We start from the raw sequence: 22,576 nt of genomic DNA on the forward strand, positions 1-22,576 counted from the left end.
ACTTGTTTGACTTCTTCATGGCTCAATCCTCTCAGAGAAAAGAGCCTCCTCAAAACCCGGGGCGATTCATACACCACAGTCCGCAGATACCTAAGGGGAACGGAACCCGCGAGCTCACCGATATTCTCCTCAGCCATGAGTACGGTGCACTGTTGATCGAATCGAAGGCGCTCACTGTCTTCAACCGCGACACGTTGCCTAATCGAACAAAGCTAGCGAAGGATGTATCCCAGCACGTCGAAAAAGCGGTTCGTCAGCTGCGCGGAAGCATCCGACGGCTCAAAGATGGCGCACCAGTTTCCACTCGGGCGGGATCCTCAATCGACGTTGAGCGGTCAAAGCCCGCGCACGCCGTGGTTCTCATTCCTGAGTTCGACTTAATAGAAAATCAAGAAAACTACGGTCCGGCGTTTATTGCGGGCTTCATGGAGGCGACGGGAGGTTTTATCCATCTGCTGGATCTCGCCGAGTTGCTGCGCGTTGTCCAAGCCGCCGAAATGATCTCCAGAGGCAGCAAGAAGATCACGCCGCTGATGGCATTGGACAACTACTTGATAGAGCGAGCGAAGCTAACGCTCGATGCGGGAACATTGTGTATCGAGGTTCTACTGCGAATGCAGGAATGAGCGCGCTTGAGCTATGCGGCTGTGAGTCGCCGGTCACCTTTACGTTGAGCGTCTGCTTTCTCTAATTGCCACCGACTGTTCCTGGCCGAAAGCTGCTCCACAAACAACGCCGTTTCACACCTGCTCAGACTCAAACAGGCCGCGCAGATCAAGAGCAAAAACGCCCTGTAAGGCTTATACCACAAGCGCTAACAGCTATTGAATCAATAGCTGTTAGCGCTTACCGTTGCCTCCAACTGGGGGCAACGCCGGGACACCCATCACGCTGCGGTTTGCTCCGACACCCCCGCCGCCTCAAAGCTCGCCATCTCGCGCAGGATGGCGCAGGCCGACGGCAGCAGCGGCCAGGCCAGCGCGGCGCCCGAGCCTTCGCCCAGGCGCAGGCCCAGGTCCAGCAGCGGCTCGGCCTGCATTTGCGCGAGCATGAGCTGGTGGCCGCGCTCGCCCGAGCGGTGGGCGAAAACGCAGCGTTGCAGCATCAAGGGCTGAATGCGGCTGGCGACGAGCACGGCGGCGCTGGTGATGAAGCCGTCCACCAGGATCACGCGGCGCTCCTGCGCGGCCTGCAGCACGGCGCCAACCATGGTGGCGACCTCGTAGCCGCCCAGCGCGGCCAGGACTTCGAGCGGCGTGGTGGCGGCGGCGTTGGCGTCCAGCGCCTGTTGCAGCACGGCGCGCTTGCGCTCGATGCCCGCGGCGTCCAGCCCGGTGCCCGCGCCGGTGCAATCCTGCAGCGAAAGGCCGCACAGGCGCGCCAGCAGGAGCGAGGCCACCGAGGTGTTGCCGATGCCCATTTCGCCCAGCAGCAGCACGTTGCCAGGCAGTTCGCGCACCAGTTCGATGCCGTGGCTGAGCGCCTGGGCGCATTGGTCAGCGCTCATGGCTGGGCCGGTGCTGGCGTCTTGCGTGCCGGGCGCCACCTTGCGCATCAGCAGGCGTGGCTGACCGGGGGCGGCTTCGCGCGGGGCGATGTCGCGCGCCACGCCGCAGTCCACCACGGTGAGCGCCAGGCCGTGCTGGCGGGCCAGCACGCTGACGGCGGCGCCGCCGGCGAGGAAGTTCTCCACCATCTGCCAGGTCACGTCGCTCGGGAAGGCCGAGACGCCGCGCGCGGCCAGGCCGTGGTCGCCCGCGAAGACGACCATCTGCGGCTGCTCCAGCGCCGGGGTTTCGGTGCCCAGAATCTGCCCCAGCGTGAGCGCCAGGCTTTCCAGGCGGGCCAGCGAGCCCAGCGGTTTGGTTTTGTGGTCCAGCTTGTGCTGCAGGGCCTGGGTGAGCTGCGCGTTGGCGATGTCGGCAATCAGGGGTAGGTGGGCATTCATGGCTTGTTCAACTTTCAATCGGGGTGTGGCGCGGCCCGTGTGCACCGGGGCCTGCGCCTTGGATGGGGTGGTGTACAGCGGGCCAGCCCGGCACGCTGCGGTGGGGCCAGGTGCGGGTCAGGCGGTGGCTTCACGCCCGCGCTGGGCGGCGGCCTGGTCGCGCTGCAGGTGGGCGATGAGGGGCTGCTGGTCGCCCTGCTGGCCCCATTGGTCGAAGTACACGAGGTCTTCCATGGGCAGGCGCGGCAGCCAACCGGCGGTTTCCAGCTCGGGCTTGGCGTGGAAGTGGCTCACGTAGCCCACGCACAGGTAGGCAATGGGGGTGATGCCCTTGGGAATGCCCAGCGCCTCTTGCAAGTCGGCCTGGTGGAAGATGCTGACCCAGCCCACGCCCAGCCCCTCGGCACGCGCGGCGAGCCACAGGTTTTGCACGGCGCAGACGCTGCTGTACAGGTCCATGGTTTTCATGTGGGTGCGGCCCACCACCACGGGGCCGGTGCGCTCGCGGTCGCAGGTGATGCAGATGCCGATGGGCGCCTCGATGATGCCTTCGAGCTTGAGCTTTTGGTACACGGCACGTCTGTCACCCTCGAACATGTCGGCGGCTTCGGCATGGGCCTTGGCGAAGGCGTCGTGCACCCGGCGCTTGGTGTCTTGCGACTGCACCACCAGAAAGTTCCAGGGCTGCATGAAGCCCACCGAGGGTGCGTAGTGCGCGGCGGTGAGGATGCGGCTGAGCACCTCGTCGGGCACGGGCGTGGGCAAAAACTGCCCGCGCACGTCGCGGCGTGAAAAGATGGCGTGGTAAATGGCGTCGCGCGCTTCTTGCGTGAAGGCGTGCGCGCTGGGCGTGGCTTGCGCCACTGCGCTGGTATTCATGGCAGTCCCCTGTGCGTGAATAGTGGCAGCGCTGCCCGGCCTTGCAGCGCCAAAAATGGCTCAGGCCGGTCTTCTGGCTTGGAGTCGTCTGCCTTCACACACCTTCCCGGCCAGTGCAGTGTTTTACGCTGGATGACACGAATAAAAAGGATGGATTTTTGGTCCTGGCAAGGCGCAAACCACAGCGATACCAGGCGGTATCGCGAGGATTTGCAACGCAGCCAGGGCCGAAAAGACGCCTTTTTATGTGTCAGATAGCGTGAAACACTGCACCATGCAGCCAGTGGTATCTGTGCGCGGCATCGTCCTTACAGCGTTGGGCACGCGGCGGATTTGCACCGCCTTCCCGATTCTCCCTTTGCCATCATGGCATTGGGCACCTGAGGGGCGCGATGATAGCAGCCGCCCACTGCGAAATGCTTACGCGATCAGCGCGTCCAGCACGCCCGGGTTGAAGTGCCGGGCCACGCCCTCAGCCAGGCCGTTGAACACCGTCTCCAGCGTGGGCGCCTGGGCGCCAAACAGGGCGTGCAGCACGGCGGCGTCCTCGAACAAACCGTGCAGGTACACACCCAGCACATTGCCCGCCGGGTTCTGCCAGGCGATGCCGGGCATGACCTCGCGCGCCACGTCGCCCTGGGCGGCCATGGCGGGGTGCTGGGCGGTCTGGCCGTGGTGGATTTCGTAGCCGCAGGCAGCCACGCCCGAGAGCGGCGTCCAGGCACCGGCCAGCGGGCCAAACTGCGCGGCAGTGCGCTGCACGGTCTTGGCGGGCTCGAACACGGTGACCAGGGGCAGCAGGCCCAGGCCGGGGCCGTTGCCGTCGATGCCCTCGGGGTCGATCAGCGCCTCGCCCAGCATCTGCAGGCCGCCGCACACGCCCAGCACGGTGCCACCCTGCCCCGCGTGCGCGGCGATGGACTGGTCCAGGCCCTGCGCGCGCAGCCAGGCCAGGTCGGCGGCGGTAGCTTTGGAGCCTGGCAGCACGATCCAGTCGCTGGGCCGCAGGCCCGCCACGTCGGCCGGGCTGCGCACCCATTGCAGGCGCAGGCCGGGCACGTTCTTGAGCGGCTGGAATTCATCCAGGTTGCTGATGCGCGGGTAGGCCACCACGGCCACGGTGGTGTGCACGGCGCCGGGGGTGGTGCTGCGGTCGTCAAACACGCCATCCTCTTCGGGCAGGCCGTGGTGCCACTGCATGGGAATGGTGGCCACGGTGGGCACGCCGGTGCGCTCCTGCAGGTCCTGGGGCGCGGGCGCGAGCAGGCTGGCGTCGCCCCGGAACTTGTTGAGCACGAAACCGTGGATCAGCGCACGCTCGTCCTCGGGCAGCAACGCCCAGGTGCCGTAGAGGTGGGCAAAAGCGCCGCCCCGGTCGATGTCGGTGACCAGCAGGCAGCGCGCGCCGGCATGGCGCGCCACGCGCATGTTCACGATGTCGCTGGCGTGCAGGTTGGTCTCGGCGGGCGAGCCCGCGCCTTCGATCACCACCACGTCGTTCTCGGCGCGCAGTGCGTCCAGCGCGGCGGCGATCTGCGGCCACACCACAGCGCTGCGGCCGCGCCAGGGCAGCGCCGTGAGCGGCTCGCTCACCTGCCCCAGCAGCACCACCTGGCTGTGCGTGTCGGCCTCGGGCTTGAGCAAGAGCGGGTTCATGCGCACATCGGGCACGGCGCGCGCGGCCAGGGCCTGGAAATACTGCGCCGAGCCGATCTCGCCCCACTGGCCGCCCTCGCCCTCGACCACGCGCGCGTTGTTGCTCATGTTCTGCGCCTTGAACGGCGCCACCTTGAGGCCCTGGTTGCTGTAGTAGCGGCACAGCGCGGTGGTGAGCCAGCTTTTGCCAGCGCCGCTGGTGGTGCCCAGCACCATCACGCAGACGGCGGGGCGGTGACCTTGAAAGGGAGATGTCATTGCATGTTCTCGGTAGAGGGATGGGCGCTGCAGGCCGCCCGCCAAGCCGCCTGCAGCGCATCCTGCGCGGGCGGCGGCAGCACGCCCAGGCGCAGAACGCCGCTCAATCCAAAGGAGCTGCATTCGCGCAGCTTGATACCCGCCTTGCGCAGGGCGGCAAGCCGCTCAGGCAAATGCTGCTGCGGTGGACGGGCACAGAAAAAATTGGCCGTGCTGCCCGGCAGCACCGCCCAGCCCAAGGTTGTGCACAGTGTCTGCTGGCGTGTTTTCCAGCTGCGCAGCCGTGGCAGGCAGTCGGCCAGCCAGCGCTGCACCGACGGCTGCACCCAGGCGGCCAGCAAAGCCACACCGTGCGCGCCCAGGGGCCAGGACGGCGCCAATGCGGCGAGGCGGTGGGCCGCTTCGGCATGCGGGGCAATCGCATAAGCAGCGCGCACGCCGGTCAGGCCCAGAGCCTTGTTGGGCGTCCAGAGTTGCCAGACGCCGGGCGCCGCAGCAGGCCAGGGCGTGCCATCGAGCCGCAGCGGCGCATAGGCGCAATCGAGCACCCGCAGCGCCTGCGCCTCTTCCGCATGGGATGTATCGGGCATGTCGGGCGCCAGCCGCCAGCGGGCACGCTGCAGGTCCCCATCGCCCAGCGGGCTGGCAGGCTCGCATGCCCATTGCAGCCCCACGTCCGCGGCAGGTTCGTGCAGAACGGCCAGACCCCGGGCCTGGGCGGCCTGCGCGTAGTCGCCATAGCTGTGCCGGGGCACGCTCACAAGCCGGGCACCTTGCAACGCAGCCAGCGCCGTGAAGCGGTGGATGCATTCGCTGGCGCTCGCTGCCAGCACGATCCGCTCGGGCGCCACCGCATGGAAAGCGCCCAAAGCTTCGCGCAGCGCCGTGTAAGTCGGGTCCGGGTAGCGCGTGGCATCGGCCTGCTGCACGGCAGCCAGCGCCTCGGGGCACGGCCCGCAGGCGTTGGCGTTGGTGGAGAAGTCGTACAGCGGCACACCCTGTGCATCCGGGCCACCGTGCATGAAGCGTGCATGTGGCATCAGGCAAGCATTCCAAAAGCCACAAAAACAATAGCTGCCAGCGCAATCAGGACAAGCGCCAGAGCCACTTTTGATACTAATTTTTGCGCGCGCTCGGCATCCTTATGGGTGGGCGCGCGGCCCGCAGCATTGAGCTGGTACACGCCCGGCTTGGACAGCCGCACACCCAGCGCCAGCGCCATCGCCGCCATGGGCCAGCCGCTGTTGGGCGATGGCGTCTTGCGCGCTTCCTGCGCCAAGCTGCGCAGCGGCACGCCCCCGGCCACCAGCGCCAGCAGCAACGCGGTCAGCCGCGCGGGCAGCCACGAGAGCACATCGTCGGCCCGTGCCGCCCACTTGCCTGCCCATTGCCAGTAGCGCCCGCCGCGCATGCCGGGATAGCCCCACATGGCGTCGGCGGTGTTGGCGAAGCGGTACAGCGCCGCGCCGGGCAGGCCCGCCAGCACGAACCAGAAAATAGGGGCCACCACCGAGTCGTTCAGGTTTTCGGCGAGCGATTCAATGGCCGACTCACGCACCCCAGCGGCATCCAACGCATGCACGTCGCGGCTTACCAAATGCGCCAGCCGCTCGCGCCCAGCCTGCAGCGATTCGCCCAAAGCCGCCTCTACGGCGCGCACTTCGCTTTGCAGCAGGGCCAGCGCCAGCAAGGGCTTGAGTGCCAGGCCCATTGCCGTGGCCGTCAGCAACGCGGCCAGCGTCGTTTGCACCGAACGGGCGCCGGCCAAGCCCACGCCCGCAATGTCCAAAGCATGGGCACTGGAATGCACGGGGCAGCCCAGCCACCACAGCAGGCCTTGCACCGCTGAAAACGCTATAAAAACAAGAGCTGCCAGCGCACACCAGGCAAGCGCAGCAAGCCAAAAAACCTTCAAATCCCGGCCCGTCTGCGTCGCTGGCGCAATGCGCGCGCCGCAGGCCGCAAGCGCGCTGCCCATCCACACCACCGGGTGCCAGCGCGCGGGCGGCTCGCCCCACAGGCGGTCTACCGCCAGCGCCACCAGCACCGCCCACGCCAGGCAGGCCGCGCCCTCCCAGGGCGAGGCCGCGAGGGGATAGAGCCAGTGCCAGGGCATGCGCTAGGGCCTGTTCACACTATTTTTGCCAGTGCGAAGGCCAGCAAAGCCGCGCCAATCTAGGCGCGTGACGACGCCAAGGCCGGGGCCTTGGCTAGGAACGCAACGACGAGTAGCGCGGTTTTGCAAGCCTTCCCTTCGGGTTGCGACCAAAAAGGGCCATTCGCGGCGTTGCCAAGCCTCACTGGGGCCGCACCCCAGCTTCGTTTGGCGCCTAGCGCCTGGCCCTTTTTGATCGCAACGCATCTGGCAAAAATAGTGTGAACAGGCCCTAGTCCTCGATGCCGCGCTGCGCCGGAACGCCGGCCTGGAACGCATGCTTGATGAGCGCCATCTCGGTCACGGTGTCGGCCAGTTCGATGATCTCGGGCGGGCAGCGGCGACCGGTGAGCACGACGTGCACGTCCCTGGGGCGTGTGCGCAGCGTCTCCAGCACGGGTTCGAGCGGCAGCCAGCCGTAGATCAGCGGGTAGGTGATTTCGTCCAGCACCACCAGGAAGTGCTCGCCCGAGAGGATGGCCGCACGCGCCTTTTCCCAGCCGTCGCGGGCGAGCTGCGCGGAATGCTCCAGGTCCTTGCTCTTCCAGCTGAATCCATCGCCCAGGCCTTCAATGGGGATGCCAAGCTGCTCGAACATGCGGTGCTCGCCAAAGCGTGCACTCGGCACCTTCATGAACTGGAAGATCCGCACCGCTTTGCCGCGCCCATGCGCGCGCAGCGCCAGGCCAAAGGCGGCCGTGCTTTTGCCCTTGCCGTCGCCGGTGTGGACGATGACCAGGCCCCGGCGTTCGCCCTCGGGTTTTTCATAGCGTTTCTCGGTGGGAGCAGTTTCGATTTCCATAGGGGTTTCCTCAAGTAGCGAATGCAGGGGCGTGCAACCGGGGCAAGGCCAGCCACTGGTCCTGCACGCAGTGGATGGCGATGCGCTGGCCGAACACGGCTTCCAGCGCGCGGTGGGTGGCCGGATTGTGCGCGGCGCCGTGGTGCTGCAGGCGGCCGCCTTCCAGCACCGCCACGTCGTCGGCCTGCAGCGCCATCGACAGCTCGTGCAGCACGCTGACCACGGTGCGGCCCTCGGCCACCAGACTGCGCACCAACAGCAGCCAGTCGGCCTGGTGCGGCGGGTCGAGGTTGGCCAGGGGCTCGTCCATCAGCAGCACCTGCGCGTTGACGGCCAGGGCGCGCGCCAGCAGCACGCGCTGGCGCTCGCCGCCCGAGAGCTGGCCCAGCGGCCGCTCGCGCCAGGCCCAGGCCTGCGTCTGGCGCAGAGCGGCTTCTGCCGCGGCGTGGTCGGCCAGGCTGGGCGGCTGCAGCCAGCCCTGGTGCGGCAAACGGCCCAGCAACGCCACGTCGAGCACCGTCAGGTCATCGGCCGCCGCTTCGTTCTGGCCCAGCCAGGCCATCTGGCGGGCGCGCTCGCGGGCCGACCAATCGTGCAAAGCGCGACCGAACAAGGCAACCTGCCCACTCTGCGCCGGCAACAGCCCAGCCAATACCTTGAGCAAGGTCGATTTGCCCGCGCCGTTGGGGCCGACGATGCTGGTCCAGCGGCCCGCCGCCAGCGGCAGCGTGATGCCGTGCAATATGGAGCGTTTTCCTATGCCAGCGCTTACCTGATCTGCACTGACAGCTATTTTTTCAGGAGCAGTCACAACAGCCCCCCAGGGGAGCTGCGCCGGTGCATCAGCCACAGCAAATAGCCGCCGCCGAGCACGGCAGTGAGCACGCCCACGGGCAGCTCCTGCGGCGCCAGCAGGCCGCGCGCCAGCAGGTCGGCGCCCGCCAGCAACGCGCCGCCCATCAGGCTGGACAGCAGCATCAGCCGCCCGTGCGGCACCGGCACGGCGGCGCGCACCAGGTGCGGCGCGGCCAGGCCGACAAAGGCAATCAAACCGGTCTGCGCCACTGCGGTGCCCGTGGCCAGCGCCAGCACCGCCACCAGCACCGCGCGCAGCGGCGCCAGCCGCAGCCCCAGGCTGAGCGCAGTGGCTTCGCCCAGCGCCAGGCCATCGAGCCCGCGCGCCAGCAGCCAGGCCACCACCAGACACAGCCCCCAAACGACGGCCATCAGCAGGCACGACGTCCAGCCGACAAAGCCGGTGGAGCCCAGCAAAAACGCCTGCATGGCCTGCAGCGAATCGGGCGACAGCAGCAGGATGAGCGAGGTGAGCGCCCCCAGCACCACGCCCACGATGACGCCCGCCAGCAGCAGGCGCAGCGTGTGCTGCACGCCGCGCGCCAGCACCAGCGTCAGCAGCACCGCCAGCACCGCGCCCACGAAGGCCGCGCCCGTCAGCCCCAGGCGCACCAGCCAGTGGCCGGAATACACCGAAATGGTGATGGCGCTCTGCGCCCCGCCCAGCATTCCGCCCGCGCCCCCCATCAGGGCCAGCGCCAGCGCCACGCCCAGCGAGGCGCCCGATGCACTGCCCAGCAGATACGGGTCGGCCAGCGGGTTGCGAAACAGCCCCTGCGCCACCGCACCCGCCAGCCCGAGCAGCGCGCCTGCACACCAGGCGCCGAGCGTGCGCGGCAGGCGAATGTCCCAGACGATTTGCTGCGCCATGGCGTGCGCCGCGCTGTCGCCCTGCGGGTTCCACAGCGCGGGTAGGAGGTTTTCAAACCCGCTGCTGCCCACCGCCGTGCCCAGCACGAACAGGCACAGCGCCAAAGCGATGAGCACCAGCGCCAGCCAGCGGCCGCGCCGTGCGTGCACGGTGCTGGCGCAGGGGGGCAAGCGGATGGGCGGCAGGGGCATGACGGCGCTCATGGTCGCACTTCTTTGCGGGGCGCCTTGTCGGTGAGGCAGGTCGCCATCAGGCGCGCCGCTTCGGCCATGCGCGGGCCGGGGCGGATCAGCACGTCGGACTGCGCTGCGTCAAACCGGCACAGCCGGCCGTCCCGCAGCGCGCGCATCTGGCTCCAGCCGGGGCGCGCGGCCAGGCCCTCGGCGCTGCGCGCACCGACCATGATCAGGTCGGGGTCGGCGCGCACCACGAATTCGGGGTTGAGTTTGGGGAAAGGCCCGAGCGCTGCGGGAATGATGTTGCGGGCCCCCAGCCGTGCGAGCGTCTCACCAATAAAGGAGGACGGGCCTGCCGCGTACGGCCCGCTGTTGACTTCGAAATACACCCGCGTGCCGCGCACGGTGGGCGGCACCGACTGGGCGGCGGCCTGCACACCCGCGTCAATGGTGCGCCAGACCCGCTGCGCATCCTGCACGCCCAGCACCTGGCCCACCTTGCCGAGCACGCGCTGCACGTCGGCATGGGTCTTGGGCTCCAGCGCCACCACGGTCACACCCAGCGATTCGAGCCGCGCCTGGGCGCGCGACGAGGTCGCCATCAGCACCACGTCGGGCCGCAGGGCGACGATGGCCTCGATGTTCGGGTCCAACCCGCCGCCCACCCCCTGCAGCGGCACCACACTGGCCGGCCAGTTGGAATAGCGGTCCACGCCCACCAGGCGCTCGCAGGCACCGAGCGCGCACACGGTCTCCGTCAGCGAGGGCAGCAGGCTGACGATGCGCTCGGGCGGGTGGGCCAGCGTGACGGTTCGGCCCCGATCGTCCACCACGCTGATGGGCGCAGCCTGCGCCAGCGTGGCCATGGCCAGCACCAGCACCAGCAAAATCGCCAGCACGGTGAGGATGCGTTTGATGGGCGTGGGTTTCATGGGGTGTCCTTCAAGGTGAGCGGCAGGCCGGAGACCATCAGCGTGGCGCGCGCACAGGCCTGCGCTGCCTGCTGGTTCAAAACGCCCAGTGCATCGACAAAGGCGCGCACCTGGCTTCCTAAGGGAATGACCCCCAGGCCGATCTCGTTGCCCACCAGAACAACGGGCCCAGGGGTTTTCGCCAACGCTTCAAAAAAAAGAGCTGCCTGCGCAGTCCAGTCATACGCTGGAGCCTCTTTTTGCATTAAATTTTCATCGAACCCAAACATCCAGTGGGTCAGCCACAGCGTCAGGCAATCGACGACGATGAGGGTGTCCGGCGCGCCGCGCTGCACCAAAACCCGAGCGAGGTCGCGCGGCTCCTCCAACGTCTGCATGCGCGGCACGCGCGCGGCGCGGTCGCTTTGGTGGCGGGCAATGCGCTGGCGCATTTCCTCGTCGTGCGCCTCTGCGGTAGCAATCAATAGCGCGCGGTGCGCGGGGCTGGCCGCCAGCCATTGGGCCGCCAGCGCCTCGGCGCGGCGCGATTTGCCGCTTTTCTGGCCACCCAGAATGAGCTCGCTGCGGGCCACGGAGAGGGTCATGCTGCGCCTCCGAGCAACTGCGCCACCGCCACTGGGTTCGAGGCAAACCAGGCGTGGAAGTAGCTGGCACGCAGGCTGCCCAGCGCATACACCGGCTCGCCATCGGCATCCGCCCCACCGGGCCGGCTGCTGCGCGCCAGCACCGGGGCGCTGCAGTCGGCAGTGGAGTAATGAAAGCTGTGGCCGCGCAGCACCTGGCCCGCCAGGTTGACTTGTCGCGGCCCGAGCGATGCCAGGCGCGGCTGCATGGCGGCCTGGCCGGGCAACAGGCCCCACATCGCCTGCACGCTGCCGTCCTGCAGACGCAAGGATTCGAAAAGCGCCAGCATGCCCCCGCATTCCGCCCACAGGGGTTTGCCTGCGGCCAGGTGCGCGCGCAGGTCGTTCTGCAGGCCTTGGTTCGCCGCCAGTTGCGCAGCGTGCAGCTCGGGATAGCCGCCGGGCAGCCACACGGCATCGCAGGCTGGCAAGGTATCGCCTGCCAGCGGCGAGAAAAAGCGCACCTGGGCGCCGAGTTGCGCCAGGGTGTCGAGGTTGGCCGGGTAAATAAAGCTGAACGCGGCATCGCGTGCCACGGCCACAGTACGGCCTGCCAGCAGCGGCGGCACGGGCTGCGGCGCAGGTGGCGCCGGAAAGTCCACCGCCCAGCGCTGCAAATCCGCCGCATCCATCTGCCCCAGGGGCGTCAACGCCAGCGCATCGGCGGCGGCGTCCAACCGGTCCATCGCGTCGGGGAGTTCGTGCGCGGCCACCAGGCCCAGGTGGCGCTCGGGCAGCAGGGCGGCGTTCTTGCCTGCGGGGGCGGCATTCGCCAGCGCCACACGCGGCAAGGCGCCCAGCCAGTCGCCCGGCTCGCGCAGGCCGCGCTGCAGCATCTCGGCATGGCGCTCGCCCGCCACGCGGTTGGCCAGCACGCCCGCCCAGGGCAGGTCGGGCTGGTAGTGCCGCAGGCCATGTGCCAGCGCGCCAAAGGTGCCGGCCATGGCGGCAGCATCGACGACAGCCAGCACCGGCACGCCAAAGCGCCGCGCCAGGTCGGCGGCGCTGGGTTCGCCATCGAACAAGCCCATCACGCCTTCGATAAGCACCAGGTCGGCCTCCTGCGCGGCGGCATGCAGGCGCGCAGCGCAATCCTCGGCGCCATTGATCCACAAATCGAGCGAATGCACGGGCGCGCCGCTGGCGAGCTGGTGCCAGTGCGGGTCGAGAAAATCGGGCCCGCACTTGAACACGCACACACGCCGCCCCTGGCGCGCATGCAGGCGCGCCAAGGCCGCCACCACCGTGGTTTTTCCCTGGCCAGAGGCCGGGGCGGCCACCAGCAGTGCGGGGCAACGCGTCATCACACAAACTCCTGGCGTTGGATAACACCCACAACGCTTGATCCTAGCCCGCACCAGGCGCGGGCCGCCGTGCAAGGGCCGCCCCGCCGCACCGGCGGCGTCCCCCTTCCCACGCGAAGCGTGAGAGAAGGGGGAAGGCGCGAAGCGCCACAGGGGGTTGAGCTCACAATGGCTCCCACTTCAGGCCGATGTAGAGTTGGCGCCCACCAGTCGCGTAGGTACCAGCCGTCTCGTAGTTTTTGTCCGCCGCGTTGTCGATGCGCGCCAGCAGCGTGTAGTCGCGGGCAAGGCGTGTGCTGGCATACAGGTTGAACAGCGTGTAGCCGCCGAGCACCTTGGTATTGGCCGCATTGTCAAAGCGGCGGCCCGAGGCCTGCATTTCGGCGCCCAGGGTCCAGCCGGAAAGCACCGTGTCGGCGCCCAGCGTGGCGTGGCGCTTGGCGCGCCGTGCCAACTGCTTGCCGGTGTCGCGGTCGTGCGGGTTCTGGAAGTCCACCGAACCACGCAGTTGCACGCCGGCGAGTTGGTAGGAACCTGCCAGCGTCACGCCGCTGTATTCGGCATTGCCGGTGTTGAGGTAGCAGCCAAACGGCTCCCCACAGGTGCCGCCTGCGGCAAAGTTGATCAGGTTGGCCACGCGGTTGCGGTACACCACCGCCGAGAAGGCGCTTGTGCCCTGCCCATAGCGCAGGCCCAGCTCAGCGTTGCGGCTGGTCTCGGGTTGCAGCGAGGCGTCGCCGTACTGGCTGAAGCGCTGGTACAGCGTGGGCGCACGAAATGCCGTGCCCGCCGATGCGGTGGCGCGCCAGCCCGGTGCAAAGGCGTAGCCGTAGGCCAGGCTGCCCGTGCCCTTGCCGCCGAATTCGCTGTCGCTGTCGTGGCGCAGGTTGGCTTGCACGCTGTGCGCGCCTGCGCTGAAACCGTAGCCCAGCGCCAGCGCGTCCTGCGAACGGCTGCGCGTGGTGCCGCCCACCAGCGAGGCGTTTTCAAGCTGGTCATCACGGCGCTCCAGCGCAGCGCTCAGACGGTGCGCGCCCAGACGCCAGTCGTTTTGCCACAGGTAGCCGCGCAACTGCGTTTGCGTGAGGTAGGGCGAGGGTGTGGTCTCGTAGCGGCTGAGCGACTCGTTCACCGAAACGCGCGTGCTGTAGGAGTCGCTCCACTGGGCGGCCCAGTGCGCGCCCGCCGTGTGCAGGCGGTTGAGGTTGCGGTCGTCGTCGGGCGCCGTAGGCTTGTAAGTAAAGCCGTCGTAGCCTGAGTTGAGCCGACTCACGAGCAGGTTGGCGCCGATGCGGTGCTGCGCATTCACGCGGTAGCCCAGGCGCGCGGTGGCGCTGGTGCTGCGGTAGCCGTCATCGTCGGGGTTGTGCGCGCCGCTGGACTTGCTGTCAAAGCCGCTGCTGCGCGCATGGGCCAGGCCCAGCGCATAGTCCAGCGCGCCCTCGGGCCCGGTCGCGCCGCTCACGCCGGCCTCGACCTTGCGCGTACCCTGGTTGCCCAGGCCGATGCCGACATAGGGCGCCGCCGGGCCTTCGCCCTTGCGGGTGAACAACTGGATGACACCGCCAATGGCGTCCGAGCCATACACCGCCGCGGCCGGGCCGCGCAACACCTCGATGCGTTCGATCTGCGAGAGCGGAATCTGCTCCCACACTGCGCCGCCGGTGGACTGCGAGTCGATGCGCACACCGTCGATATACACGGCTGTAAAGCGCTGCTCGGCACCGCGCACATACACGCTGCTGGCATTACCCACGCCGCCGTTGCGCGTGATTTCGACGCCGGGCAGGCGCGCCAGCAGGTCGGCCACCCCGGTGGCGCCGCTGGACTCGATGGTCTCCCGGTCGACGATGGACACATCGGCCACCAAGTCAGACAAAGCTTGCTCGGTGCGCGTGGCCGTCACCACGGTTTCGGAGAGCTGCGGGGCGCGCAGGTTTTGCGCGAGAAGGATGGGAGCGGCAACCTCCTGAGCGTGCGCCGCATGGGCAGCGAAAAGCGACAGCGTAGCAAGGACAACAGGACGCAGCGACGCAATAGGGCGCACGTGGGGCAAATGATTTTTCATGGAAAACACAAGGTCTGCAAACAACCCGGGCCGGCTTCCCCGCCAGCGTATGGGTGATACGGCCACGCACGCCAGAAGGCGCACGCAACCACCGTGTTGGCCGGTATCCGGGCTGGCGGCGCGCCTTTCACGGCCTTCCCAGGCGCTTGTTCAAGGCGCCCAGTGGCACTGGGTGTGAAAGGTGAATCGAACGATTCGGCCGCTGACCGTTGCGGGGGCAGCGCAGGCTCGGGGGGCGCCGCGTGCGGCACGCTCCTCCCTGCTTCCCGTTGAACTGCAGCATGTGAACCACACTGCGAGCACCAACACCGTGGATTTTACGGCGCTTTGTAATGCAACTGCCTACAATCCAGGGCTGTATGGCCTCTTTGTCTCCTCTCGACCAGATTGCCGAGCGCGTAGAGCGCCTGCTGGTTCGCCACGAACAGCTGCAGCGCACCAACGAACTCATGGCTGAACAGGTGGCCGCACTCACCCAGGAGCGCGATTCGCTGCGCTCACGCCTGCAGGCCGCCCGCGCCCGGGTGGACTCCCTGATCGAGCGCCTGCCCACATCACCCGACCCCAAGGACTCCGAATGAAACAGCTGGAGGTGCAGATCATGCAGCAGAGCTATCTGCTTGGCTGCCCCGAAGGCCGCGAGGCGCGCCTGCTCGAAGCGGTGGAGCGGGTGGACACCGCCATGCTGCGCATCCGCGATGCGGGCAAGGTGCGCGCACGCGAACGCATCGCCGTGCTGGCCGCGCTGAACATGGCGTTTGAGCTGGCCGACCGCGAGTCTGCCGACCTGGCCGCCGCCAGAGCGCTCCCACCATCAGAGTCCATCCAATCGTCACACTCGGCCCATGCCCAGGACGGCGACGATCGCCTGCGCGCCCTGGTGCAGCGCCTGGACGAAGCCCTGGGCAATGACGGCCGGCTGATCTGAGCGCACAGCCTGCGCTGCGCCTACAATGCAAGCGTCTGCGGTGCTGTCGGGCTTAATATTTCCTTGAACCAATGCTCATTGAGCACGGGCTTGGTACATCGCCCGGTGAGCGTGATCATCTCGCGTCAGATGAACCCAACGCCTGGCTGCCCTCGCCCACCTGAACCCCCGGTTCAGGATGAGGGTCCGGTGGCATTCGCAGACACCTCTTCTGCCCCGCTCCGGCGCACCCCGCCTTTTCTCCCCCGCGCCGTATGCTGCTCGACCCCCTTTTGATCGCTGAACTGGCTCTGCTGGGCCTGGGCACTGGTTTTCTCGCTGGGCTGTTGGGCATTGGCGGCGGCATGGTGCTGGTGCCCTTCCTGACCTATTTCCTCGGCCAACAGCAGGTGGCCCCGGGGCTGGCCGTGAAGATGGCCATTGCCACGTCCATGGCCACCATCGTTTTTACGTCCATCTCCAGCGTGCGCGCCCACCACCAGCGCGGCGCCGTGCGCTGGGACATTGCCCGGCGGCTGGCCCCCGGCATTGTGTTGGGCAGCATGGCCGCAAGCCTGGGCGTTTTCGCACTGCTCAAAGGCTCGGTGCTGGCCATCGTATTCGCCTGCTTTGTCAGTTTTTCGGCCTACCAGATGCTGCGCAACAAAAAGCCAGCGCCTACACGCCAAATGCCCGGCACAGCAGGGCAACTGGCGGCAGGCGGCAGCATCGGTTTTCTCTCGGGCATGGTGGGCGCTGGCGGGGGATTCGTCAGCGTGCCTTTCATGGTGTGGTGCAACATACCCATTCACAATGCCGTAGCCACCAGTGCTGCGCTGGGTTTTCCCATTGCTCTGGCCAATGCCGTCGGTTATGTGGTCAGCGGCCAGTCCGTCACCGGGCTGCCCCCAGCATCCCTGGGCTATGTGTGGCTGCCCGCCCTGGTCACGATTGCGATGTTCAGTGTGCTCACAGCACCACTGGGCGCCCGCGCCGCACACCAGCTGCCCGTGGCGCAGCTCAAGCGGGTGTTTGCAGCCCTGCTGCTGGGGCTGGCGGTTTACATGCTCTGGAAGGGCCTTACGGCGGCGTGACCACGATGCCTGAGCCCGATGCTTGCCGGGCCAGCAAAGCCGCAAATTCCGGCGCCGGCAGTGCAGGCGAACACAGATAGCCCTGGTACTGGTCGCACTGCATTTGCTGCAACGCTGCACGCTGGGCCAGTGTTTCCACCCCTTCGGCCACCACGCACAGGCGCAAGGATCGGCCCAGGTACACGATGGCACTGACGATGGCGTGGTCGCCTTCATCATCGGGCAAGCCGCGCACAAAAGACTGGTCGACCTTGAGCTTGTGGATGGGCAGGTTTTTGAGGTAGGCAAGGCTCGAATAACCGGTTCCAAAATCGTCAATGGCCAGCGCCACGCCCAGGGCGGCCACCACCTCCAGCCGCTGGGCGGCTTCCTGGGCGTCCTGCAACAGGATGGATTCGGTCAACTCCAATTCCAGCAACTCGGCCGGCAACTCGTTTTCTCGCAGTACCCGGGTCAGGCGCTCGATGAAATCGGGCTGCCGCATTTCCAGTGCGGAGACATTCACCGACACCACGATGGGTGTGCCCGCCTGTTTCCAGCGCACAGCCTCCTGCACGGCCTGCTCCAGCACCCACGCCCCCAGGGGGACGATATAGCCTGTTTCCTCGGCCAACGGAATGAAAACGCCCGGCCCGACACAGCCCAGGTCCGGGTCCGTCCAGCGCAAAAGGGCCTCCGCACCAATGATGCGGCCTGAGGCCATATCCACCTGGGGCTGGTAGTGCACACTCATGCGCTGGTTTTCCAGAGCGTGGCGCATGGCGTGCTCCATCTGCATCCGTTCCAGCAGATTGGCATTCATTTGCGGCTGGTAAAAACCAAAACTGCCGCGCCCACGCTCCTTCACCCGGTACATGGCTGTGTCGGCCTGCTTGATCAGCTCGTCCAGAGACCGGCCGTCCTGGGGATACAGGGACACTCCGATGCTGCACTGGATGGAAAACCCCATGCCATCAAGTGTGAAAGGGTGGCGCATGACATCGAGCATGCGGCGCGCCACCTGCTCGGCGCCCGAAGCATCGCCTGCATGCAGGTACATGGCAAATTCATCACCACCAATGCGGCACAGCATGTCGGTCTGGCGCAGGCAGGTTTGCAGGCGTGTGGTGACCAACTGCAGCACCTTGTCACCAAAAAGATGGCCCAGAGAATCGTTGATGACCTTGAACCGATCGAGATCCAGGAACAGGATGGCGAAACCCGTGCCGTCTGGCCGCGCCGCGCGGATGGCGGAGTCCACTTTTTGCGACAGCAAAAGCCGATTGGGTAGCCCGGTGAGGGCATCGCTGTAGGCGAGTTCGTCGATACGTTTCTGCGCGGCATGCTGCTGGGTCAGGTCACGCACGAAGCCAATGCTTTGCTCAATCCTACCCTCCTTGTCGCGCAGCACCACCCAGGAGAGATGGATCGCACAACCACTGTCGTCTTCGCGGGGCAGCCATAACTCGCCCTTCCACAGGCCTCCATGCTGCCACTCGGCCTGCACACCCTCCATGAACTGGCGGGCCGCGCCTACACCCAGAAAACCGACCACATCGCACCTTTGCAGGCTTTGGCTGGTGCGTCCAAAAAGCTGTTCGCAGGCTGGATTAAGTCGTACCAGGCGATGCTGGTCGTCGGCAATGAAAATTGGATAAGGGCTCGAATCAAACACCCTGGCCGCCAGGCGCAAGGCGGTTTGCGCCTGTACCTCCAGCGTGATGTCACGAAACGAATAGACCCGTCCCGTCACCCCGCCATGGCTCCACTGGGGCACGCTGCGCCGCTCCAAGAGCTGGCCACCCTGCAGTTCGATCACGTCCTGGCTCTGCCCCTGAGCGTCTGTGGCAATTGCTTCCAGCCGAGCCCGGTAGGCATCAGGATGCCGTACGCGCGATGCCAGAAAGGCATGCACCTGGTCGTCATTGCGTTGCAGCAGCAGTTCTTGGGGCATGCCCCATATTTGTACCAGGCGCTGGTTGAAAGCCCGTACTTCCCCATGCAGCCCGCAGACCAGCATGCCATCGGCAGCCGAATCCAGCGTGGCGCGCAGCTCTGCCAGCAAGGTCTCCAGGTCGCGTTCGACCGCCTGGCGGGCGCTGCAATCGACCATGCTGACCAGCAGCAACACCCGGGCTCCCTCCGCGCGGAACGGCACCACCTTGCGCTCGACCGGAACCAACTGGCCGTCGCCCCGCAGCAGGCTGGTCATGGAATGAATGCCCTGGGTCAGTACCTCTTCAGTGTCGGACCAGAAACACTGGTCTTCGGGGGTGGCCGCCAGACGCTCCACCGGCACGCCTATCAGGGCGGCTCTGGGCAAACCCACCAGCTGCGCGACACGCTGGTTGGCAAAAACGATGGTGCGCGCGCATGCATCCACCAGCCAGACAGCTTCTTGCAATCCGTCAAACGCAGCTTGCCAGAGACTCTCTTGCGCGCCGCAGCTCACACCCGTTCCCCGACAGCAGCCTGGTCTACGGCTCTTTCGAAGAAGTAGCAAATGCGCCTGCGCGGCGACAAATATTCAAGTGACTCCCGGGGCAATTGCGAGGGACGAAGACTGCGACGAATACCCAGTTCAGGCATGCTTTCCAGATCCAGAATCAATGCCTCGTCCCGAGGGACGCGGTCATCATGAACGATCACCCGGGGGCGCAAGGGCCGCGAGGAATTGACCGACACCACCATGGCATAGCGGTCATTGACCAGCTGCACCACCGAGCCCGGGGGATACACGCCCATCATTCGAATGAAGGTGCCCAGCACAACGGCATCGAAATACCCTTTTTGCTGCGCAAACATGACGGAGAGGGCTTCATGGGGCGTCAGGGCCGGGGTTGTGCGACCCGGGTTGCACAAACGCTCGTAGTGATTCACCAACGACAGGGTACGCCCCGCCTGGCACAACTCCTCGCCCTTGAGCCGCAGGGGGAAACCACTGCCATCGGCCATTTCATGGTGCTGCGCAATGGCCAGTAGCACGCCGCTGGACAAACCCATGCTTTGGCCCAGACGCACAGATTCACCCACATGGCTGCGGTAGCGGGCCTGCTCTGCCGGTGTCATCCCCTCCTGCGGGCCATTCACGGATTCTGGCAAGCGCATCTTGCCGATGTCATGCAACAACCCGGCCATACCCAGGTCCTGCATGCCCTCGGGCGACAGTCCTTGCGCCTTGCCCATCAGCAGACAAAGCACCATGACGTTGACCGGATGCAAGGCATTGCGCTCGCCCACGCCCTCGGACAGCAGACTGATCACGGATTCCGTGTTTTGCAGTAACTCCTGCACACAGTCGGTGACCAGCGCCTCGCTTTCAAGACGCGCCAGCATAGGCCCGCCCTCCACCTTCTCGACGAGCTTGCGGTAGTTGCGCGTGGCCGCCATGAACCGCTGGTCACAGGCGTCCAGCCGACGATGCTGCTCCAGCAACTGCAACCGCAACCGCAGGGCCGAATCTTCCTGCTCTGTCGCAGGGCTGGCCGACACCGTGCCATTTTTTTGCTGGCGCTGATCAAGGGACGTCGCCGCCTTCTCTAATAGCGCTGTAGCGGGGGCAGGATCGCTCTTGGCAGGAACGTAGCGGACTTCTGCAAGACCCAATCCGCGCAGAATCTCGATCTGGGACTCTGAGGCAATGCGGAAGCTGCTGACGGGAAAAGGATGGCTCATCCAGTTCAGTCCGAGCTGGATGTACATACCAATACGCAATTGGTCTATGGCGATAGGTATGGCGGTGTTGTCATCCATTGCAGAGGTGCGTCGCGGAAAAGGCCCGTGAAAGGAATGCGCGCCCCATTATCAAGCCATCTGGAGATACTTTTGCTGACATCGCCCCAATGGCGCTTTTGCGCCACAAAAGGGCTGAGATAACGCGGTTTCTATTACTGACAGATCAACGACGGCCGGTACACCAGGTCCATCCACAAGGCCCAGCAGGCCACAGCCATCAACAAGAAACCCGCAAACCGGGTCCCCCAACTGGCGCGCAGGACATTCATGCGTACACGCAAGTGCTGCCACAGCCACGGGCCAGCCAACAACCACAAGCCGCTACCCACGCCAAACAGCGCCATGCTCAGCGCTCCCTGCCACGCGCCACCACTCAGGGCCGCCACCAGCAAGGCCGAATACAGCAGCCCGCAAGGCATCAAGGCCCATAGAAATCCGGTGACAAACACGCCTCCCGGCGCCTGCACCAATGGCCGGACACGATTCCACACGCTACGCCCAGCCTGCTCCACCCATGCCGGCTGGCGTGCCTGCAGCACCATCATCAGGCCCCAGGCGAGCACGGCCACATGCATGAACGTCCAGACCGGGCGCAACGCTGCCGTGTGTTGCGTCATCCACGCCAGACTCTGCATGGCCATGGCAGCCAACGCACCCACGGCCGCATAGCCTAATAATCGCCCGCTGTGGTATGCCACCAGTCTGCGGGCCAAACCGCCCGGGCGGGGCAGCCAATGCAGTGTATGTTCGGTCGCCTGGTCAGGCACCTGCGGCAGCGCCTGGCCGGTCACGACAGAGCACGGCGCGGCGCACATGGCAAGACAATGAGGCCCGCCTGCGAGCCCCATGAGCAACGCAGTCGAGGCCAAGGAAGCCAACATGGGGTTTAGATGATGCGGGAAAACCGCGCTCTGTTCTTGTCGGCTTGCAGATACCGGTCAAACACCATGGCAATGCCCCGCACAAAGTACCAACCCATCGCCGTCACTTCGATGCCCTCAGGACCCAGGACAACAAGGCCTTGCCCCTCCATCTCCTTCAACTGCTCCAACTCGGTGGCAAAGTAAGTGCGAAAATCAATCAGCCAGGATTGCTCCATGGGTTCAAAAAGCAATTCTCCCTGGCACATCAAAGCCATGATGACGGCACGGCGCACCAGGTCGTCGCGCGTCAGCGCCAGGCCGCGTACCACCGGCAGGTGGCCCTGGTTGAGCCGATCGTAATAGTCGTCCAGGGTTTTGGCGTTCTGGCTATAGGTAGCGCCCACGCGGCCAATTGCAGAAACCCCCAGGGCAATCAGGTCGCAGTCGGGCTGCGTGCTGTAGCCCTGGAAGTTGCGGTGCAGACGCCCCTGGCGCTTGGCGATGGCCAGCGCATCGTCCGGCAGTGCGAAATGGTCCATGCCCACATAAACATAGCCCGCTGCGCTGAATGCCTCCAGCGAACGCGACAGCATCGACACCTTGGCCGATGCCATGGGCAGGTCCGCCCACACAATGCGCCGTTGCGGCTTGAAGCGCTCGGGCAAATGGGCGTAGGCATACAGCGCAATGCGGTCGGGGCGCAACTCGGCTACCTGCGCCAGCGTGCGGTCGAATGAATCAGGGGTTTGCTTGGGCAAGCCGTAAATCAGGTCGACGTTGATGGAATCAAAGCCAATGGAGCGCGCCGACTCGACCAGGGAAAAAACCTGTTCCTTGGGCTGGATGCGGTGCACGGCTTTCTGCACTTCGGGGTCGAAATCCTGCACACCGAAGCTCAGGCGGTTGAATCCCAGTTCGTGCAGCAGGGCCAGCCGATCTGCATCCACGGTACGGGGGTCGACCTCGATCGAATATTCACCGCCGGGCACCAAAGTGAAATGGTTGCGCAGCATGCCCATGAGGTCACGCAGCCCCTCATCGGAGAGAAAGGTGGGCGTGCCGCCACCCAAGTGGATCTGGCTGACCACCTGGCCCACGCCGCAGTGCGCCGTGTGTAACTCAATCTCGCGGTTCAAATAGCGCAGATACACATCAGCACGATCATGGTGCTTGGTAATGATCTTGTTGCAGGCGCAGTAATAGCACAGCGACTCGCAAAACGGGATGTGAACGTACACCGACAAGGGCAAGGCCTTGCCCACGGCGCTTTGCCTGCGCTGCTGCAGGGCCAGCACGTATTCGTCCTCACCGAAGGCATCAACAAAGCGGTCAGCGGTGGGGTACGAGGTGTAACGGGGTCCCGATACATCAAACCGGGTGAGCAATTCAGGGGTTACAACAGTCATTTAGGTTCCTAGCTGGCTTTTCTAATGTGCCCCAGATTAGCGGTTCGAATCTTGATTTTGGTCAA

At 66.0% G+C, this 22,576-nt stretch carries 20 protein-coding genes, 1 other RNA gene and 2 riboswitches; of the genes, 5 read left to right on the forward strand and 16 right to left on the reverse strand.

All coding sequences use genetic code 11. The features are described from left to right. A partial coding sequence (locus ACYVOC_RS16800; protein WP_461162537.1) for a hypothetical protein occupies positions 1 to 626 on the forward strand: 626 nt, incomplete at its 5' end. A gap of 260 nt (positions 627 to 886) precedes the next feature. Here ACYVOC_RS16800 and cobT read toward each other — a convergent pair. The 12 genes from cobT to ACYVOC_RS16860 all read right to left on the reverse strand — a co-directional run bounded on the left by cobT (position 887) and on the right by ACYVOC_RS16860 (position 14,527). After that, positions 887 to 1,948, reverse strand: a complete 1,062-nt coding sequence (cobT, locus tag ACYVOC_RS16805) for a nicotinate-nucleotide--dimethylbenzimidazole phosphoribosyltransferase (protein ID WP_461162538.1) — start codon at positions 1,946 to 1,948, stop codon at positions 887 to 889. Positions 1,949 to 2,065: 117 nt separating this feature from the next. After that, a complete protein-coding gene (gene bluB, locus ACYVOC_RS16810; protein ID WP_461162539.1) occupies positions 2,066 to 2,827 on the reverse strand; it encodes a 5,6-dimethylbenzimidazole synthase in 762 nt (253 codons plus the stop codon). Positions 2,828 to 2,873: 46 nt separating this feature from the next. Further along, a riboswitch (cobalamin riboswitch) is annotated at positions 2,874 to 3,226 on the reverse strand. A 21-nt stretch (positions 3,227 to 3,247) separates the two neighbouring features. Further along, positions 3,248 to 4,699 carry a cobyric acid synthase gene (locus ACYVOC_RS16815; RefSeq protein ID WP_461162597.1) on the reverse strand — a complete coding sequence of 484 codons (1,452 nt, stop codon included), beginning with the start codon at positions 4,697 to 4,699 and terminating at the stop codon, positions 3,248 to 3,250. A gap of 38 nt (positions 4,700 to 4,737) precedes the next feature. Beyond that, positions 4,738 to 5,781 (reverse strand): aminotransferase class I/II-fold pyridoxal phosphate-dependent enzyme, encoded by a 1,044-nt coding sequence (locus tag ACYVOC_RS16820; RefSeq protein ID WP_461162540.1) that lies wholly within the window; start codon positions 5,779 to 5,781, stop codon positions 4,738 to 4,740. Further along, positions 5,781 to 6,857 (reverse strand): adenosylcobinamide-phosphate synthase CbiB, encoded by a 1,077-nt coding sequence (gene cbiB / locus ACYVOC_RS16825; protein WP_461162541.1) that lies wholly within the window; start codon positions 6,855 to 6,857, stop codon positions 5,781 to 5,783. Before cbiB ends, ACYVOC_RS16820 begins: the two co-directional genes overlap by 1 nt. 271 nt (positions 6,858 to 7,128) lie before the next feature. Further along, positions 7,129 to 7,698, reverse strand: coding sequence for a cob(I)yrinic acid a,c-diamide adenosyltransferase (gene cobO, locus ACYVOC_RS16830; protein ID WP_116003322.1), 570 nt, complete (start codon positions 7,696 to 7,698; stop codon positions 7,129 to 7,131). Between the two features lie 10 nt (positions 7,699 to 7,708). Continuing rightward, the gene (locus tag ACYVOC_RS16835; protein ID WP_461162598.1) at positions 7,709 to 8,443 is read right to left on the reverse strand and encodes an ABC transporter ATP-binding protein; all 735 of its coding nucleotides are present in this window, start codon (positions 8,441 to 8,443) and stop codon (positions 7,709 to 7,711) included. 62 nt (positions 8,444 to 8,505) lie between these two features. After that, positions 8,506 to 9,627 carry a FecCD family ABC transporter permease gene (locus ACYVOC_RS16840; protein WP_461162542.1) on the reverse strand — a complete coding sequence of 374 codons (1,122 nt, stop codon included), beginning with the start codon at positions 9,625 to 9,627 and terminating at the stop codon, positions 8,506 to 8,508. Beyond that, entirely contained in the window at positions 9,624 to 10,532 is a 909-nt protein-coding gene (locus ACYVOC_RS16845; protein WP_461162543.1) for an ABC transporter substrate-binding protein, read from the reverse strand. The genes ACYVOC_RS16840 and ACYVOC_RS16845 overlap by 4 nt, the downstream gene beginning before the upstream one ends. Next, entirely contained in the window at positions 10,529 to 11,116 is a 588-nt protein-coding gene (locus ACYVOC_RS16850) for a bifunctional adenosylcobinamide kinase/adenosylcobinamide-phosphate guanylyltransferase (RefSeq protein WP_461162544.1), read from the reverse strand. Before ACYVOC_RS16850 ends, ACYVOC_RS16845 begins: the two co-directional genes overlap by 4 nt. Further along, the gene (locus ACYVOC_RS16855) at positions 11,113 to 12,459 is read right to left on the reverse strand and encodes a cobyrinate a,c-diamide synthase (protein ID WP_461162545.1); all 1,347 of its coding nucleotides are present in this window, start codon (positions 12,457 to 12,459) and stop codon (positions 11,113 to 11,115) included. Before ACYVOC_RS16855 ends, ACYVOC_RS16850 begins: the two co-directional genes overlap by 4 nt. A gap of 163 nt (positions 12,460 to 12,622) precedes the next feature. Beyond that, positions 12,623 to 14,527 carry a TonB-dependent receptor domain-containing protein gene (locus ACYVOC_RS16860; RefSeq protein ID WP_461162546.1) on the reverse strand — a complete coding sequence of 635 codons (1,905 nt, stop codon included), beginning with the start codon at positions 14,525 to 14,527 and terminating at the stop codon, positions 12,623 to 12,625. Positions 14,528 to 14,608: 81 nt separating this feature from the next. Beyond that, positions 14,609 to 14,849, reverse strand: a riboswitch (cobalamin riboswitch). Between the two features lie 37 nt (positions 14,850 to 14,886). On the opposite strand from ACYVOC_RS16860, the gene ACYVOC_RS16865 reads away from it, so the two are divergent. The 4 genes from ACYVOC_RS16865 (at position 14,887) to ACYVOC_RS16880 (ending at position 16,528) form a co-directional block, all read left to right on the forward strand. Next, on the forward strand, positions 14,887 to 15,108 hold the full coding sequence (locus ACYVOC_RS16865; protein WP_116003315.1) for a DUF904 domain-containing protein: 222 nt from the start codon (positions 14,887 to 14,889) through the stop codon (positions 15,106 to 15,108). Further along, the gene (locus ACYVOC_RS16870; protein WP_461162547.1) at positions 15,105 to 15,455 is read left to right on the forward strand and encodes a cell division protein ZapA; all 351 of its coding nucleotides are present in this window, start codon (positions 15,105 to 15,107) and stop codon (positions 15,453 to 15,455) included. The genes ACYVOC_RS16865 and ACYVOC_RS16870 overlap by 4 nt, the downstream gene beginning before the upstream one ends. Positions 15,456 to 15,484: 29 nt before the next feature. Continuing rightward, a non-coding RNA gene (gene ssrS / locus ACYVOC_RS16875) (6S RNA) lies at positions 15,485 to 15,664 on the forward strand. Positions 15,665 to 15,709: 45 nt separating this feature from the next. Next, positions 15,710 to 16,528, forward strand: a complete 819-nt coding sequence (locus ACYVOC_RS16880) for a sulfite exporter TauE/SafE family protein (protein ID WP_461162548.1) — start codon at positions 15,710 to 15,712, stop codon at positions 16,526 to 16,528. On the opposite strand, the gene ACYVOC_RS16885 is transcribed toward ACYVOC_RS16880, so the two are convergent. From ACYVOC_RS16885 to hemN, 4 genes are all read right to left on the reverse strand, one after another. Beyond that, positions 16,515 to 18,959: a sensor domain-containing protein gene (locus ACYVOC_RS16885; protein WP_461162549.1), complete on the reverse strand. Its 2,445-nt coding sequence runs from the start codon at positions 18,957 to 18,959 to the stop codon at positions 16,515 to 16,517. The genes ACYVOC_RS16880 and ACYVOC_RS16885 overlap by 14 nt on opposite strands. Then, a complete protein-coding gene (locus ACYVOC_RS16890; RefSeq protein WP_461162550.1) occupies positions 18,956 to 20,260 on the reverse strand; it encodes an HD-GYP domain-containing protein in 1,305 nt (434 codons plus the stop codon). The genes ACYVOC_RS16885 and ACYVOC_RS16890 overlap by 4 nt, the downstream gene beginning before the upstream one ends. Before the next feature lie 134 nt (positions 20,261 to 20,394). Beyond that, entirely contained in the window at positions 20,395 to 21,123 is a 729-nt protein-coding gene (locus ACYVOC_RS16895; RefSeq protein ID WP_116003310.1) for a sulfite exporter TauE/SafE family protein, read from the reverse strand. A 5-nt stretch (positions 21,124 to 21,128) separates the two neighbouring features. Next, on the reverse strand, positions 21,129 to 22,511 hold the full coding sequence (hemN, locus tag ACYVOC_RS16900) for an oxygen-independent coproporphyrinogen III oxidase (RefSeq protein ID WP_116003309.1): 1,383 nt from the start codon (positions 22,509 to 22,511) through the stop codon (positions 21,129 to 21,131). Positions 22,512 to 22,576: the final 65 nt, after the last annotated feature.

This window comes from Simplicispira piscis, assembly GCF_054783455.1.

Excerpts from the sequence above, each read along its gene's own strand:
- cobT (WP_461162538.1), bottom strand. The coding sequence starts at position 1,948 with ATGAATGCCCACCTACCCCTGATTGCCGACATCGCCAACGCGCAGCTC.
- bluB (WP_461162539.1), bottom strand. The coding sequence starts at position 2,827 with ATGAATACCAGCGCAGTGGCGCAAGCCACGCCCAGCGCGCACGCCTTC.
- ACYVOC_RS16815 (WP_461162597.1), bottom strand. The coding sequence starts at position 4,699 with ATGGTGCTGGGCACCACCAGCGGCGCTGGCAAAAGCTGGCTCACCACC.
- ACYVOC_RS16820 (WP_461162540.1), bottom strand. The coding sequence starts at position 5,781 with ATGCCACATGCACGCTTCATGCACGGTGGCCCGGATGCACAGGGTGTG.
- cbiB (WP_461162541.1), bottom strand. The coding sequence starts at position 6,857 with ATGCCCTGGCACTGGCTCTATCCCCTCGCGGCCTCGCCCTGGGAGGGC.
- cobO (WP_116003322.1), bottom strand. The coding sequence starts at position 7,698 with ATGGAAATCGAAACTGCTCCCACCGAGAAACGCTATGAAAAACCCGAG.
- ACYVOC_RS16840 (WP_461162542.1), bottom strand. The coding sequence starts at position 9,627 with ATGAGCGCCGTCATGCCCCTGCCGCCCATCCGCTTGCCCCCCTGCGCC.
- ACYVOC_RS16845 (WP_461162543.1), bottom strand. The coding sequence starts at position 10,532 with ATGAAACCCACGCCCATCAAACGCATCCTCACCGTGCTGGCGATTTTG.
- ACYVOC_RS16850 (WP_461162544.1), bottom strand. The coding sequence starts at position 11,116 with ATGACCCTCTCCGTGGCCCGCAGCGAGCTCATTCTGGGTGGCCAGAAA.
- ACYVOC_RS16855 (WP_461162545.1), bottom strand. The coding sequence starts at position 12,459 with ATGACGCGTTGCCCCGCACTGCTGGTGGCCGCCCCGGCCTCTGGCCAG.
- ACYVOC_RS16860 (WP_461162546.1), bottom strand. The coding sequence starts at position 14,527 with ATGAAAAATCATTTGCCCCACGTGCGCCCTATTGCGTCGCTGCGTCCT.
- ACYVOC_RS16865 (WP_116003315.1), top strand. The coding sequence starts at position 14,887 with ATGGCCTCTTTGTCTCCTCTCGACCAGATTGCCGAGCGCGTAGAGCGC.
- ACYVOC_RS16870 (WP_461162547.1), top strand. The coding sequence starts at position 15,105 with ATGAAACAGCTGGAGGTGCAGATCATGCAGCAGAGCTATCTGCTTGGC.
- ACYVOC_RS16880 (WP_461162548.1), top strand. The coding sequence starts at position 15,710 with ATGCTGCTCGACCCCCTTTTGATCGCTGAACTGGCTCTGCTGGGCCTG.
- ACYVOC_RS16890 (WP_461162550.1), bottom strand. The coding sequence starts at position 20,260 with ATGGATGACAACACCGCCATACCTATCGCCATAGACCAATTGCGTATT.
- ACYVOC_RS16895 (WP_116003310.1), bottom strand. The coding sequence starts at position 21,123 with ATGTTGGCTTCCTTGGCCTCGACTGCGTTGCTCATGGGGCTCGCAGGC.
- hemN (WP_116003309.1), bottom strand. The coding sequence starts at position 22,511 with ATGACTGTTGTAACCCCTGAATTGCTCACCCGGTTTGATGTATCGGGA.